Raw genomic sequence first — 15112 nt, forward strand, 5'->3', positions numbered from 1 at the left:
ATGGCAAACGCGGGAAGACTGGTTCTGGTCATCGGCCCCTCGGGCGCCGGCAAGGACAGCCTGTTGCGCGAAGCGGCGCGAAGCCTCGCCGCCGACCGTCATATCGTCTTTCCGCGCCGCGTCATCACGCGGCCGAGCCACGACGAAACGGAAGCGCATGACAGCCTGACCGTCGATGAGTTCCTGGCCGCCGAGGCGCAGGGCCGCTTCGCTCTGTCCTGGCAGGCGCATGGCCTCAATTACGGCATTCCGGTTTCCCTCGTCGACGAACTCAAAGCGGGCCGCACCGCCGCAGTCAATGTCTCGCGCGCCGTCATCACCGAGGCAGCCGGGAAATTCTCCAATGTCGCCGTCCTGAATGTCACGGCGCCAGCCGACGTGATCGCGGCCAGGCTGGCGCGACGCGGCCGCGAGGCGCCGGCAGACATCGCCGCGCGCATCGCCCGCGACGCGCCGCGATACGACACGCAGATCGAGACCATCACCATCGTCAATGACAGCACGCTCGAAGCCGCCACTTGCGGCTTCACTTTGGCGCTTCTGCATTTCTCCAGGGACTCCTATGCCGACGTTGTCTGCCCAGCCCTTTCTGCATGAAGGTGCTATCGTCACCGGCTCGACGCTCGGCCGCTTTGTCGAGATCGGCGCCGGCGCCCGTATCATCGAGAGCGTCTTCGGCGATTACAGCTACACCGACCGCTATGCCGACATCGCCTATTCGACGCTCGGCAAATTCGCCAATGTCGCGGCTTTCGTGCGCCTCAATCCAAGCGAGCATCCCTATCAGCGTGCTTCCCTGCATCACTTCATGTACCGCTCGGAATATTACTGGCCGCAGGAGCAGAGCGAGCAGGCGCTGTTCGACTGGCGACGCTCGCGCCCGGTGACGCTCGGCCACGACACCTGGATCGGCCATGGCTCGGTGATCATGAAGGGCGTGACCATCGGCCATGGCGCCATCGTCGGCTCAGCTTCGGTCGTCACCAAGAACGTGCCGCCCTATGCCATCGTTGCCGGCTCGCCGGCCCGGTTCATCAAATGGCGCCACCCGCAAGAGATCGCCGACCGTTTTCAGGAACTCGCCTGGTGGGATTGGGACCACGAAACCTTGCGCCAGGCGCTGCCCGATTTCCGCGCGCTGTCGGCGGAACCCTTTCTCGAGAAATATGAAACGTCCGATGCACAACCTTTGCGGGCGGGCGTAGGCTCTCTTTGAAAAGCAGCGAATACAGGCTCAGAACAACAGCGGAAAAACAGCCGAATTTACAGAGGAATTGCAGGGATTAGCAGGGATTTGCAGGCAATTTTCTCCTCTCCAGACCCTGGATGGCCCTGGCCACGGTGGCCGCCGTTACCATTACCGTCCCGATGCACGGAGATGCAACGTCGGACGCGCCGCCCGGCCCTTGACGCTCGGAAGGCCCCGATTATAGTGCCTTCCGGCATCTCAGATTAAAGTCCAACATTGCGGAAAAGAGCGATGGGCCTGCTCGCCGACAAGATCTGCCTCGTCAGCGGGGCCGGCCAGGGGCTCGGCCGCTCCATCGCGCGCGAGATGGCAAAGGAAGGCGCCGTCGCCATCCTGCTCGAGCGCAATCCCCAAACTCTCAAGGCCGTCGCCCAGGAGATCGAAGCGGAGGGCGGCAGAGCCGAGGCACATGCGCTCGACGTCACCGACTATGAGCGCTACGCCGAGATCGTCGCCGATGTCGTGGCGAGGCATGGCCGCATCGACGTCCTCGTCAATAACGCCGCGATCAACCCGCCGACCCGCACCATTCTCAATGACACGCTGGAGGAATGGCGGCGCACCATCACCATCAATCTCGAAGCCGTCTATATGGGCAGCAAGCTGGTGGCGCCGCATATGGTGAGGCAGCAGGACGGCCGCATCATCCATATCGCCTCGATACAGGGCTTTGCCTCGAGCGGCGACTGCGGCGCCTATAATGCCGCCAAGGGCGGAATCATCGCTTATACGAAATCGATGGCGGTCGAGCTCGGCCGTTATAATATCCTCGTCAATTCGGTGGCACCGGGCTTCATGGTGACGCCGATGTCGGTCGTCAATGGCGTCGACGAGACGACGACGCCGGATTACATCGAATGGTACATCACCCGCCGCAAGATTCCCTTGGGCCGCAGCGGTCAGCCGGAAGATGTCTCGGGCACGGTCGTGTTCCTCGCCTCCGACTATTGCCGCTACATGACCGGCCAACTTCTGGTGGTCGATGGCGGGTTGATGAGCACGTTCTGATCAAAGCATAAATAAAATGAGGAAAAGGGAAGGGAATCACATGAGCAATCCAAGGTTACCCAACATCTCTCGTCGCGACCTCCTAAGGACGTCGGCCGTCCTTGGCGGGGCCGCATTTGGGGGACTCCTGCCCTCATTCGCGCGCGCGCAGGAAAAGACGCTCGATATGTGGTGGTGGGGCGAGCAGGAATTGCCCGGCCTGCAGAAATTCGTCGACAGCTCGATCGCCGCCTACAAGGAGGCGACGGTGAAATCGATGCTGCAGGACACCGCGGTGGTCATCTCGCAGTTCCAGACCGCGGCAGCGGCCGGCAAGGCACCGGACATCCAGTATCTGTGGAACGGCGTCTATCACATGGAAAGCGTGTGGCTGGGCTACCTCAAAGGCCTCAAGGGCCTCGTCAAGGAGGAGGTGCTGACCGCCTCCAACCCGACCGCGCTCAGCCGCTTCGGCGGCGATATCTACCGGGTCGGCTGGTACCCGCTGCCGATGTTCTGGTGCTACAACAAGACGCTCTTCGAGAAGGCCGGACTTGATCCGGAAGCGCCGCCCGCCACCTGGGACGCCTTGCTCGCCGCCTGCGAGAAGCTCAAGACCGCCGGCATCGAGCCTTTGGGTGGCGGCATCCAGGACGGCTATTGGAGCGAGTGGTACATCACCCATTCCCTGCCGCAGAATCTCGACTCGTTCGGCGAGGCGGTCGAGCTCTTCATCGGCGACAAGGACTTCCGCGATCCCAAATACCACGAGCATTGGACGAAGCTCGCGGAGTTGAAGACACGCGGCTATCTCAACAAAGACATGTCGTCGCTCGAACTCTATCCGGGCATCGATCTGGTGGTCGCCGGCAAACTCGCCATCGGCCAGACCATCGGCACCAGGCTGCCGGCCGACAGCAAGGCGACCGGCGGCAAGATCGGCTACATGACCATGCCGGTCTTCGGCAAGGGCAAGCTCGCCGGCATTCCCGTGGTCGATGTCCAGGGGCTCGGCATTTCCACCAATGCCGAAGATCCGCAAGCTGCCGCTGCCTTCCTTGAATTTCTGAACTCGCCCGAACGGCTGAAAGCCTTCTGGGACGCAACCGGCTGGCTGCCCTCCAACACGACATTCGATGCGAGCGTCATCGCCGATCCCTCGGTGCGCGGCCTGTGGGAGAATTGGGGCCTCAAGCCCAATATTTCCAACGTGACAAATCTGGTGCCGGGCCAGTTCTATGAGCGCGCCGCCATCCCCACCGGCCAGCAGATCGTCCAGGGCTCGATGAGCGGCGAACAGGCGGGCGAGCTCGCCTCGAACACGGCCAAGGAATGGCGCGAATTCAACCCGGACATGGTCGAGAACTACCGCAAGTGGGCGCTCGATCTGTCGGCGCCAATCTGAGCGACTGATGACCGCGCAACACCTTCCCCTTCTCCCGCAAGCAAGCGGGAGAAGGGGAAAGATCTTTATGACCGCATCGCAAAGCCAGAAACTCAAACCCTATCTCTATGTGCTGCCGCTGGTTCTCCTCCTGGCTTTCGTCTTCGGCTACCCGCTCGTCCGCATCTTCGAATTCAGCTTCAAGCTGGTGCGCGGCGTCGACGGCCCCTGGATCGGCCTGCGCAATTACGAGCTGATCCTCAGCCAGTCGCTGTTCTGGGAATCGGTGCTGCACAATATCCAGCTGCTGCTGGCAATCCCGGCCATGGTGGTGATCTCGCTCCTCATCTCCATCCTGCTCTACGAGCGCATCACCGGCTGGAAGCTCTATCGCATCATCGTCTTCGTGCCCTTCGTGCTGGCGATCCCCATCATCGCGGTGGTGATGAAGCGCATGTTCCAGTTCTCCGGCCCCGTCAACGAAGTGCTGCGCTGGCTGAGCCTCGATTTCATGGCGCTCGACTGGATCGGGTCCTCCGATGTGGCGCTGTGGACGGTGATGATCCTGATCGTCTGGCGCGAATCGGCGCTCGGCATCATCCTCTTTCTCGCCCGCCTTCTGAGCCTCGATGAATCGGTTCTGGAAGCCGCGCGCCTCGACGGCGCCAATTGGTGGCAGCGTGTCTGGCACATCATCCTGCCGCAGATGCGCGGCGTCATTCAGTTCTTTGTCGTGGTGAGTGTCATCACCATCCTGGCCGCCGTCTTCTCCTATGTCTATGTGATGGGCGGCGGACGCGGCGGGCCCGGCACCGCCACCATGGTGATCGAATTCTACATCTTCAACGCGCTGATCCGCGCCAGCCTGCCGGGCATTGCGTCCGCCGCTTCTGTGCTGCTGTTCCTGGTGTCGGTGCTGCTCATCTTCCCGATGTTCCGCGCCCGCCGGCGCGTCAGGGAAGAGGAGGCATAGTGCCTGTGACCGCTACCAAAACACATAGTCGCCGCTGGCGTTCAACCGTCTCGCTGAGCGATGCGCTCAAGCAGGGCGTCCTGCTGATTGCATCCTTCATCGCCCTGGTGCCGACCTTCTACATGATCATGACGGCGCTCAAGAGCGAGGAGGAATATGCCATCGACAAGCTGGGCCTGCCCGATGCGCCCGTGTTCGAGAACTTCCGCGCCGTGCTCGTCGACAGCCCTTTCCTCGCCTGGATGGTCAACAGCTTCATCCTGGTGGCGGGCTCGGTCGCGCTCAGCATCGTGGTCTCCTGTCTCGCCGCCTATGCCATCGCCCGCATGGAGTTCAAAGGCCGCGACACGCTGCTGGCCCTCAGCACATCACTGATGGCGGTGCCGCCGGTCGTCATGATCGTCCCGCTCTTCGTGCTCTATACCCAGCTCGACCTGATCAGCACCTATCAGGGCGCCATTCTGATCTATGCGGGGCTCATCACGCCCTTCTCGGTCTATCTCCTGACCACTTTCTTCCGCACCGTACCGAACGAACTGTTCGAATCGGCCCGTATCGACGGCGCCGGCGATTTCCTCATCCTGTGGCAGATCGTGCTGCCGCTGTCGCTGCCCGCTCTGTTGACATTGGTTGTGGTGAACTCGCTCTATGTCTGGAACGATCTGCTGATCGCCATCATCTTCCTGCAGGAAGATTCCAAGCGCACATTGATGGCCGGCATCAGCGTCTTCCAGGGGCGCTACAATAATCAGGTACCCTTGACCATGGCCGGCATGGTGATCGCCAGCGCGCCGATGTTCATTCTCTATGTCGTCTTCCAGAAGCACTTCATCCGCGGCCTCATGGCGGGCGCGATCAAATGACGGCGCCGCTTTTGCTGGAAAGCAGTGACCTCGCGGTCACGATCACCGCTGAGGTCGGCGGCACCATCACCCAGATCGCCGTCAAGCGCAGCGGACTCAAGGTGCTGGGCTCGGTGCCGTGGCCGGTGACCAATGCGCCGATCGCCAGCGCCGCCGCCCGTAGTGAGCCGGAATGGCTGACCCGCTATAGCGGTGGCTGGCCCCTGCTCTTCCCCAATGGCGGCGATGCGTGCGCGTTCGACGGTGTATTCCACGGCTTCCATGGCGAAGGCTCGATCTCGCCTTGGGATGTGGTTTCGCACTCCATCGACCGGCTGGTCCTTGCGAGACGCTTCGCTACTGTCCCCGTCGAGATGCGACGCGAGATGCAGGTGGAAGGCGATCTCCTGATCATAAGCGAGAGGCTGCGCATGACGGGCGAGCACCCGGTCCAGGTCATGTGGGGGCATCATCCGACCTTGGGCTCGGATCTTCTCGCGGCGCCGATCGAGATCACCTGCGGCGCCCGCACTGTGATGGTCGACAGGGAGTATGATCCCCTCGCCAATCCGCTGCGGCCGGGTGCCAAGGGGGCCTGGCCGATGATCGCCGGCAAGAAGGGCTCATACAATTTGAGCCAGCCGCAAGAGCCGATGGCCAGCCTCGCTTACCTTCAGGATTTCAAGCAAGGTTGGATCGCGGTGCGCCGTCTCGACGATCGGATCGCGGTCGCTTTGTCCTGGGACAAGAGCCGCTTTCCCTGCGCCTGGCTGTGGTGTGAACTCGCCGGCAATCCGGACGCGCCCTGGCGGAACCAGACGCGGCTCATCGGCATTGAACCCAACACGACCTGGCCGGCCTGGGGCCTCGCCAAGGCAAAACAGGCGGGTGGCACCCTGCTCCGCCTACTGCCGGGAGACGAGCTTGACACCACGCTGCGCTTCCAGGCTTTTACCCCGGCGGGTCCGGTCACCGGCATCGACAGCGCAGGCCGGGCGTTGGCAGGCCACAACCCAGGCTAAACTCCCGCCACACATCCGCCTTGCCCTGAAAATAGAGCATCCGGCCCGTTCCTTCGCTTCTTGATCAGGAGACATTGTGCCCAAATCCCGTGCCCTCATTTTCGCGAACCGGCGGGCGCGCCGGGGCGGTGAGTCGCTGAGGGCGGCCATCGAGCTACTCGATGATGCCAGGATCGAGACGATCGAGCGCGACGTCTCGCGCAGCTTGAGCGATGCCATCCGCGCCGAGGCCAAGGATGTCGACATGGTGATCCTGGGCGGCGGCGACGGCACGCTCAACAGCGCGGCCGCAGCGCTCTATGAGACGAAACTGCCTTTCGGCGTGCTGCCGCTCGGCACAGCCAATGATTTCGCCCGCACCATCGGCGTGCCGCGCGACCTGGCGCGCGCCGCACAGATTATCATCGACGGCCATCGCCGCCCTGTCGATCTCGGCGAGGTCAATGGCCATTATTTCTTCAATGTCGCGAGCATCGGCTTTTCCGCCGCCCTGGCGCGCGAGCTGACCGCCGAGGCGAAGAAGCGCTGGGGAACGCTGGGTTATGCGTTCGCCGCCCTGAATCTCCTGCGCCAGAGCAGCCCCTTCACCGTCGAGATCGACCATGACGGGACGGTCGAGCGGGTCAAGACGGTGCAGATCAGCGTCGGCAATGGCCGCTTCTATGGTGGCGGCATGACCGTCGAGAAGGACGCCGCTCCCGATGACGGCCGCCTCGATGTCTACAGCCTCGAGATCGATCACTGGTGGGAAATGCTGGCGTTGGCCCCGTCGCTGCGCCGCGGCACGCAAGGACATTGGCGTAAGGTAAGAGTCTTCTCGGCGACGGATCTCGTGGTCCGCACCAGGAGACCGCATGACATCAATGCCGATGGCGAGATCGTGGGCAAGACGCCGGCGACTTTCCGCATCAAGAGCAAGGCTGTGACGGTATTCGCCCCGCCCCGCGCGTGAGCTTCATACGCAACCAGACTGAACTAAACGTGATCCGAGGCCACGCCCGGCCGGTATCCATATTTTAATCATATTCGCCGCTAATGGATTAAGAATGGCGAAGAGGAATTGGCTCATGCTCAGGTCGTGGAGGACCGGCGTGCTCGTCACGGCGGCGACGCTGACCGTCACCTCTGGCCTGACACTATATATGTATGGCGACAAAGCCGGCAGCTTCCTGGCAGCGCTCTGGAAGCAATCTTACACCAACGTGCTCGATCTCGCGCGCAGCCAGCCGGAAGTCGTGTCGAGCGTCGAGGACTATATCAAGCTGAGGGTGTCGCCCACACGCATCGAGACGGGCCGGCAGAAATCCGCCGAATGGAAGACCACCATCACCACGATCGTGGATAAATACGGGATTCCGGCCGAGACCCTGGTCGCCATCTGGGGCATCGAATCCAATTTCGGCAGGAACATGGGCGACTACAAAGTGCTGGGCTCGCTCGCCGCACTCGCCGATGGCGGCCATCGCACGGATTATTTCCGCGCTGAGCTTTCGGCGGCCAAGGAGATCATCCGGGCCGGCCATGCCGACGAATCACAGATGACCGGATCCTGGGCGGGCGCCATGGGCCAGACGCAATTCATGCCGTCGAACTACCTTACCTATGCCGTCGACCAGGATGGCGACGGGCGCAAGGACATCTGGAATTCGGTGCCGGATTCGCTCGCGTCCACCGCCAATTTCCTGAAGGAGAAGGGCTGGCGGAAAGGCGGCGACTGGGGTTACGAGGTGAAGCTCCCCAAGGGTTTCGATTTCGGCAAGGTGTGGAAGAAAAACGCCAGCATGGCCCTGCGCGACTGGAGCAAGCTCGGGATCACCCGCGTCAATAGCAAGCCTTTGCCGTCGACGAACGAGACGGCACGCTTCTATCAGCCCTCCGGCGGCAATGGTCCGGTCTTCCTGGTGCTCAGGAATTTCGAGGTGATCAAGCGTTACAACAATGCCGATTCCTATGCGCTCGCCGTCGCGCATCTGGCGGATCGCATCGGTGGCGGAGACGTATTCGTGCAGGCCTGGCCCGCCGACATGGTGCCCTTGTCGCGCACCGAGCGCCGCGAACTCGAGGAACTGATGGCGGCGAAAGGCTTCACGCCTGACACATCCGACAGCATCCTCACCCCGGCCGGACGTCTCGCCATCATCAGGTTCCAGAAGAGGGAAGGCCTGCTCGCCGACGGCCATCCCTCACGCGCGCTGCTCCAACGTTTGCGCAGCTCGAGCCAGGTCTCGTCCAGCAAGACGGGAAAGGCGGGGTCTTAGATACCGCGCAACTGGGGTCGCTTGTCCACAAATACGGAACCAAGTACAGTATTCCAAACACAGACGGTTGTTCAGGAAAAGTGGCTCCCGGCTCCTGATTGACCTGAGGCGGTCGTGATCCAGGCGGAGATTCGAGCCTTGAAAACTCCACGCGAGGCGGAAAGCGGCACCGGCTCGGACGAAAATTCGGGCTCGCGCAGCGTGCGCCGCGCGCTGGATATACTCGAGCTCGTGCTCAAGCACAACCAGCCTGTGACCGTAGCACAGATCATTGCAGAGCTGGCGATCCCAAAGTCTACCGCCTATGAGCTCGTCCGCACTCTGTCGGACGGCGACTACCTGGAGCCCGCCGGAAAAGGCTCCGGGCTCTTCCTCGGCCGGCGCCTCTATGAACTCGGCACGGCCTATCGGAGCCATGTCGATCTTCTGCGCGACGGCAGCCGGATCGCCGAGGAGTTGCGCAACGAGACAGGTGAGACGGTGCAGCTCTCGGTGCTCGAAAACGACCTGATGATGGTGCTGTTCAAGGAGGAAGGCATCAGGCCGCTGCGCATCATCAGCACCATCGGCTCCCGCGTGCCGGTCAATTGGGCGGCGGCAGGCCGCCTGCTCGTCTCCGACATGGATGACGAAGCGCTGACCAGGCTCCTCGTCGCGACGATCCGTCAGTCGCCTACCGGCCGGGCCGTTCTCGATGTGCAGAAGCTCATCACCCAGATCCGCAAATTCCGCCGCCAGGGTTATGCGACGGAGCTCAACGAGACCAACGAGCATGCGGGCTGCGTCGCAGCCCCTGTGATCGACGGTTCGGGCCGCTGTGTCGCGGCATTGAGTATCGTCGCCCCCGAGCAGCGCCTCGCCAGACCCAATCGCGACCAGTTGATCGCCGCCGTCATCGCCGCGGCGCAGAAGCTGTCGCGGCGCCTCGGCTAGATTTCATTCGACGCGATCCGCTCCGCCAAGATCATTACCCCTGTCCTCAGCATACAGACAAAATTCGTTAGTTGAGCGGCGCGTCATTGCTCTCTATCCTGCGGCCATGAAAGCAGCCTATTACGACCGGCAAGGCCCGGCACACGATGTGATTCAACTGGGCGATCTGCCCGACCCGGAGCCCGGCCCCGGCGAGGTGCGCGTGCGTGTGCATGTCTCGGGACTCAACCCTTCCGATACAAAGACGCGCGGCGCCTTCGGCGGCAGACCCATGGGGTTTCCGCGTATCGTGCCGCACCAGGACGGAGCCGGTGTCATCGACCGGGTTGGTCCCGGCGTGCCGGAAGCGAGACTGGGCGAACGCGTCTGGGTCTATGAGGCGCAGTTCGGCCGCGCCTTTGGCACGGCGGCGCAGTTCACTGTCGTCCCGGCGGCCAAGGCGGTGGTGTTGCCGAGCAACGTCTCGTTCGAGACGGGCGCCTGCCTGGGCGTGCCGGCCTTGACCGCGCATCGCTGCCTCTTGGCCGATGGTGATCTCAGAGGCCGATGGGTGCTGGTGCAGGGCGGCGCTGGAGCAGTGGGCACGGCCGCTATACTGCTTGCCAAATGGGCGGGCGCCTTCGTGGCGACGACGGTGAGCCGGAGCGAGCAGGAAAAGGTCGCGCGCGAGGCCGGCGCCGATCTCGTCATCAACCGGCAGACGGAAGATGTCGCGGTCCGGGTCAAGGAAGCGACCCTTGGCAAGGGCGTCGACCGTATCGTGGAAGTGAATCTGAAGGCCAATCTCGCCATCGATATGGCCTGCCTGGCGCTCGACGGCACGGTGAGCGCCTATGCGACCGATGATCCGGCCGCGGTGATTCCGATTCCGTTTGTGCCGGCGATGCAGCGCGGCTTCAATTTCCGCTTCATGCTCGTCTACACCATGTCCGAAGAGGCGCATCGCCAGGCGGTGCGCGAGGTGACCGCCTGCCTTGAGGCGGGCGCCTATCGGCCGGTGATCGGCCTGCGCCTGCCGCTCGAGCGCGTCATCGAGGCGCATGAGGCTCAGGATAGCGGCCGGATGATCGGCAAGATCATCCTCGACACCGGCGTCTAGATCGCCGGACGCTCACATAGAATCGGGCCGGCGCTCTAACTCTTTGATTTGCGCATCGGATTATCCGAAAACCGCTTCGCACTTTTCGGTCCGATGCTCTAGACATGGGCTTAAGCGCGGGAGCGCAACGATTTCACCTGAGCGCGAAGCGGCGGCCGACCGCTTGACCGGCTTTCTCGATGATGAAATTGATGAGGAAGAAGAGGGCGCCGGCCAGACCATAGAATTCCAGCGTCATGAAATTGCGTCCGATGATCTCCTGCGTGCGGAACAGGAGCTCGCCGGTGCCGATGACCGACAAGAGCGTCGAGGTCTTGACCAGCTCGGCGCCGGTATTGATCCAGACCGGAATGATCATCCGCACCGCTTGCGGCAGAAGCACCAGGAGGAAGATACGAAACGGGCTTAGGCCGAGCGCCTTCCCGGCGTCGATCTGGCCCTGAGGGATGGCGCTGAGCGCGCCGCGCACGATCTCGGCCATGTGAGCACCTGAGAACAGGCTGAGCGCGATGAGCCCGGACTGAACGGCGGTGAAATTGATGCCGGCGAAGGTGAGGAGATAGAAGACCGCCAGGATCAGCACCAGCACCGGAATGCCGCGCAGCGCATCGACCACGGCACGCACCGGCCAGCGGGTGAACCTGCCACCGTAAGTCAGCGCGATGCCGCCCAGAACGCCCAGAACAGTTCCGACGCAGATCGAGATCACGGAGAGCCACAAGGTCAAAGCGAGGCCCTGCAGGAGGGCGAAGCGGGCGATCCATACTTCGTGGAGGAAATGCGCCATGCGACACCTTCAGAATTTCGGGAAACGGCGTTCGACGAGGCGCAAGCCCTGGGCGATCATCAGGCAGGTGACGAGATAGAGCACGCTGGCGGTGGCCCAGGCCTCGGCCACCCGGAAGGTTTCGGTATTGAGCTTGCGCGCCTCATAGGTGAGCTCGGGCACTGCGATCACCGCGGCGAGCGACGTGTCCTTGAACAACGAGATGAAGGTGGTGCCCAGAGCCGGCAGGCAGTTGCGCAGCATGATCGGCAGCACGATGAGGCGGATGAGCGCAAACTGGTGGAGGCCTACGGCGCGCCCGGCATCGATGACACCCTTGGGTACGCCGTCGAGCCCGGCGCGAAAAACCTCCGTCAGATAGGCGCCGGAATAGACCGCCAGCGCCAGGATGAAGCTTTCGAACTTGCCGAAGCGCAGGCCCCAATGCGGCAGGCCGAAATAGACGAAGAGCACGATCACCAGGAGCGGCGTATTGCGGAAGACCGAGACATAGATGGCGACGAGCCGGCGCCTCAAGCCTCCCGCCTGGGCCGCGAAGGCCGCGATGAGGCCCAGTATGGTGCCGATAGCGAGGGCGGCGAGCGCGAGGGCAAGACCCAGTGCCAGACCGAGGAGGAAGACATCAAACCTGGCCCAGATCACTCCGAAATTGAAGGAGTATCCCATTGCCCTCGCGCCCTTCCCTTAGATCACGATGAGTTTGGATTGAGCCAATCCAAACTCATGAACGTGATCGATTCTTATATGTGAGCGCGGGATTCTTGCGAAAAACCGGTGCCCACTTTTTCGCATCCCGCGCTAACGTAGCTCGGCCGGGAAGCCGATCTGGGGCTCCGGCGGCTTGACGCCGAACCACTGCTCGAAGGATTTCGAGAAGGTGGCGAATTCGACGCCGGTCAGCGCCTCGCGCAGCGCGATATTGACGAAATTGAGCCAGTCCTGCTCGCCGCGCTTGACCGCGCAGGAATAGGTCTGCGGATACCAGCCATAGCCGCCATCGCCATATTTGCCGGGATTCTGCTTCATGAACCACAGCAGCGACGACATGTCTGTCGCCACCGCGTCGGCTCGCCCGGAATTGAGCGCCTGATAAGCGAGATCGACGCTCTCATACTGGTCGACCTTGGCCTCGGGCAGCGCATAATGGACCATGTCCTCGGCATAGACATTCTGCAGCACCGCCACGGTGACGGCGTTGCCCGCCGCCTTCATGTCGTCGCGCGACTTGTATTTGCCGCCCGCCGTCAGCATCAGCCCGACGCCTTCGCGGTAATAGGGAATGGTAAAGTTGACCTGCTGGGCGCGCTCGGCGGTCACCGTCATGAACTGGCAGGTGATGTCGACCTTGTCGGTGACGATATTGGGGATGCGCGCATCGGAAGCCTGATTGACAAACTCGATCTTGGTGTCGTCGCCGAACAGGCCCTTGGCGATGATCTTGGCGATGTCGACATCATAGCCGGCCATGTTGCCGGCCTCGTCGCGGAAATGCCAGGGGGGGTTCCCCACCCCGGTACCCACCACCAGCTTTCCGCGCGCCAGGACGTCGGCGAGCTTGTCGGCTTGTGCACCACCGCTGAATGCGGCGAGGCTTGCCCCCATCAACAGGCAAAGTACGATCTTCTTCATTTCCACTCCTCCCGTTATTGCTCCGCCGCCATCCGGCGAAGCCGCAAATTCAAGCTTAGCGCGCGAGCCAGCCGCCATCGACCGTGACCACCGTGCCCGTCACATAGGAGCTGGCGGGCGAGGCGAGGAACAGGATCGCGGTCGCGATATCTTGCGGGACGCCCCAGCGTCCTATTGGGATGCGGCCAAGTATCTCCCGCGATCTTACGGGATCGTCCCGCAGCGCCAGCGTGTTGGCGGTCGCCATATAACCGGGCGCAATCGCATTGACGGTGATGCCGGCCGGCGCCAGTTCATTGGCCATGGCGCGCGTTAGGCCGGCGACGCCATGCTTAGCCGCCGTATAGGCCGCCACCCTGATCCCACCCTGAAAGGACAATAGCGAGGCGATATTGATGATGCGTCCCGGCCGCTGATAGGCCACCATGTGGCGCGCCGCCGCCTGGCTCAAGAGAAACAGGCTGCGCAGATTGACGTCGAGCACCTCGTCCCAGGTCTCGATCGCCAATTGGCCGATCTCGGCGCGCCGGATGATGCCGGCGCAATTGACCAGTATGTCGACCGGTCCCAGCTCATGGGCGGCGCCGCAGACGACTTCATCGGCATCGTCGAGCAGCGCCAGATCGCACTGGATCTCGCAGAAGCCGCGGCCCGCCTCTTCGATGAGCTTGCGTGTCTCTGGCATGGGTGATGAACCGAGTCCCGATATGTCGGCGCCGGCGGCCGCGAGCGCCAGCGCCATGGCTTGGCCGAGCCCGCTTCGAGCGCCTGTGACCAAAGCCGTTCTACCGGTTAGGTCGAACAGGCGGGCTATTTCTTCGCGCATCAGCGTACCTTGCCGCGCGCCGCCACCGGCCAGGTGAGCTCGACCACGCCGTTGCGCACGCCATGCACCTCGTCATTCATGTTGGAAACCGAGCAGCAATGATTGGGAATGACATTCACCACCTCACCAATCTTCGGACGTTTGGACACGGCAGTCAGATCGACGATCGCATGCTCTTCGGACAGCGCCGAAATGACGGCGCCCGGATAGTCGGCGAGCCGGCCATAATGCTGGACGTAATATTGATCAGAAGTCAACACCTTGGAGCCACAATCGAGCACGGCGCGCGCAGGCGACGGGCGGCTTACCACGGTGGCGCGCACCTGCAGCGCGCAGTCCTGCCAGGATGCGACACCCGAATGCACCATCATCACGTCGTTATAGACATAAGTGCCGGCGCGATGCTCGGTCATCATCGGAAACTCGGCCAGGCTGTTGAGGGCAGGCGTGCCGCCACCTGAGACCACAGGCAGCTTTATGCCAGCCTCGCGGAACAACTTCACGGCGCGGGTGAAGAATTCATGAGTGTGGGGTGCTGTGTTGGGGAACATCATCAACCCTTCGAAGGCGATGCGCGGCAGCTTCAGCGCCAACCTGGCGAGATCGAGCGCCGCCTCCGGCGACTGCACGCCATTGCGGCCGAAGCCCGTATCGCATTCGATGAGGAGCGGGATGTCGCGGCTGTGGCGCAGGCCCGCTTCCGAGAGCCCGCGCAGAACAACGTCATTGTCGGCGACCACGGCAAGCCGCTTCACGCGACCGGCAAGCCGCATCAATCGGTCGGTCTTGTGCGGGCCGATGATGTTGTAGGTGAGCAGATAGTCGTCGCACACGCCGGCATCGACGAAGACCTCGAGCTCGCCGAGCTTCTGGCAGGTGAGGCCCACGGCGCCGGCCTGCATCTGCATTTGGGCGATGGCCGGGATCTTGTGCGTCTTGATATGGGGTCGGTTGCCGATGCCTTGCCGCGCGATCAGGCTCTGCACCCGCGCGATATTGGCTTCGAGCCGGTCGAGGAAGACGATGACGGCCGGTGTGTCGAGATCTTCAACGCGGAGCATGCGGTCGCTTCCTCATTAATATTTTAATATGATAATTTTGGAGACAGCCCCCGGAGGGAGTA

At 62.6% G+C, this 15112-nt stretch carries 16 protein-coding genes; 11 read left to right on the top strand and 5 right to left on the bottom strand.

The features are described 5' to 3' along the window. The 11 genes from phnN to G5V57_RS08730 all read left to right on the top strand — a co-directional run bounded on the left by phnN (position 1) and on the right by G5V57_RS08730 (position 10747). Positions 1-597 carry a phosphonate metabolism protein/1,5-bisphosphokinase (PRPP-forming) PhnN gene (phnN, locus tag G5V57_RS08680; RefSeq protein WP_165167120.1) on the top strand — a complete coding sequence of 199 codons (597 nt, stop codon included), beginning with the start codon at positions 1-3 and terminating at the stop codon, positions 595-597. Then, complete coding sequence (locus G5V57_RS08685) at positions 563-1216, top strand: chloramphenicol acetyltransferase (protein ID WP_165167121.1); 654 nt, start codon at positions 563-565, stop codon at positions 1214-1216. The genes phnN and G5V57_RS08685 overlap by 35 nt, the downstream gene beginning before the upstream one ends. A gap of 264 nt (positions 1217-1480) precedes the next feature. Further along, on the top strand, positions 1481-2257 hold the full coding sequence (locus tag G5V57_RS08690) for an SDR family NAD(P)-dependent oxidoreductase (RefSeq protein ID WP_165167122.1): 777 nt from the start codon (positions 1481-1483) through the stop codon (positions 2255-2257). 40 nt (positions 2258-2297) lie between these two features. Then, positions 2298-3641: an extracellular solute-binding protein gene (locus G5V57_RS08695; RefSeq protein WP_165167123.1), complete on the top strand. Its 1344-nt coding sequence runs from the start codon at positions 2298-2300 to the stop codon at positions 3639-3641. A gap of 67 nt (positions 3642-3708) precedes the next feature. Beyond that, positions 3709-4593, top strand: a complete 885-nt coding sequence (locus tag G5V57_RS08700; protein WP_165167124.1) for a carbohydrate ABC transporter permease — start codon at positions 3709-3711, stop codon at positions 4591-4593. Between the two features lie 5 nt (positions 4594-4598). After that, a complete protein-coding gene (locus G5V57_RS08705; RefSeq protein ID WP_165167125.1) occupies positions 4599-5456 on the top strand; it encodes a carbohydrate ABC transporter permease in 858 nt (285 codons plus the stop codon). After that, positions 5453-6457 carry a hypothetical protein gene (locus G5V57_RS08710; RefSeq protein WP_165167126.1) on the top strand — a complete coding sequence of 335 codons (1005 nt, stop codon included), beginning with the start codon at positions 5453-5455 and terminating at the stop codon, positions 6455-6457. Before G5V57_RS08705 ends, G5V57_RS08710 begins: the two co-directional genes overlap by 4 nt. A gap of 76 nt (positions 6458-6533) precedes the next feature. Continuing rightward, entirely contained in the window at positions 6534-7409 is an 876-nt protein-coding gene (locus tag G5V57_RS08715; RefSeq protein WP_165167127.1) for a lipid kinase, read from the top strand. Positions 7410-7524: 115 nt separating this feature from the next. Beyond that, a complete protein-coding gene (locus G5V57_RS08720) occupies positions 7525-8715 on the top strand; it encodes a lytic murein transglycosylase (protein ID WP_165167128.1) in 1191 nt (396 codons plus the stop codon). 138 nt (positions 8716-8853) lie between these two features. Next, the gene (locus tag G5V57_RS08725; protein ID WP_165167129.1) at positions 8854-9648 is read left to right on the top strand and encodes an IclR family transcriptional regulator; all 795 of its coding nucleotides are present in this window, start codon (positions 8854-8856) and stop codon (positions 9646-9648) included. 106 nt (positions 9649-9754) lie between these two features. Continuing rightward, positions 9755-10747, top strand: coding sequence for an NADPH:quinone reductase (locus G5V57_RS08730; RefSeq protein ID WP_165167130.1), 993 nt, complete (start codon positions 9755-9757; stop codon positions 10745-10747). Between the two features lie 133 nt (positions 10748-10880). Here G5V57_RS08730 and G5V57_RS08735 read toward each other — a convergent pair whose 3' ends face one another. The 5 genes from G5V57_RS08735 to G5V57_RS08755 all read right to left on the bottom strand — a co-directional run bounded on the left by G5V57_RS08735 (position 10881) and on the right by G5V57_RS08755 (position 15050). Further along, positions 10881-11534 (bottom strand): amino acid ABC transporter permease, encoded by a 654-nt coding sequence (locus tag G5V57_RS08735; RefSeq protein ID WP_165167131.1) that lies wholly within the window; start codon positions 11532-11534, stop codon positions 10881-10883. Between the two features lie 9 nt (positions 11535-11543). Continuing rightward, complete coding sequence (locus tag G5V57_RS08740; RefSeq protein ID WP_165167132.1) at positions 11544-12200, bottom strand: amino acid ABC transporter permease; 657 nt, start codon at positions 12198-12200, stop codon at positions 11544-11546. A gap of 132 nt (positions 12201-12332) precedes the next feature. Beyond that, positions 12333-13136: a transporter substrate-binding domain-containing protein gene (locus G5V57_RS08745; protein WP_246737673.1), complete on the bottom strand. Its 804-nt coding sequence runs from the start codon at positions 13134-13136 to the stop codon at positions 12333-12335. 82 nt (positions 13137-13218) lie between these two features. Next, complete coding sequence (gene kduD, locus G5V57_RS08750; protein WP_165167134.1) at positions 13219-13989, bottom strand: 2-dehydro-3-deoxy-D-gluconate 5-dehydrogenase KduD; 771 nt, start codon at positions 13987-13989, stop codon at positions 13219-13221. After that, complete coding sequence (locus tag G5V57_RS08755) at positions 13989-15050, bottom strand: alanine racemase (RefSeq protein WP_165167135.1); 1062 nt, start codon at positions 15048-15050, stop codon at positions 13989-13991. Before G5V57_RS08755 ends, kduD begins: the two co-directional genes overlap by 1 nt. Positions 15051-15112: the final 62 nt, after the last annotated feature.

Source organism: Nordella sp. HKS 07 (assembly GCF_011046735.1).
In the GTDB taxonomy this organism is placed as follows: Bacteria; Pseudomonadota; Alphaproteobacteria; order Rhizobiales; family Aestuariivirgaceae; genus Taklimakanibacter.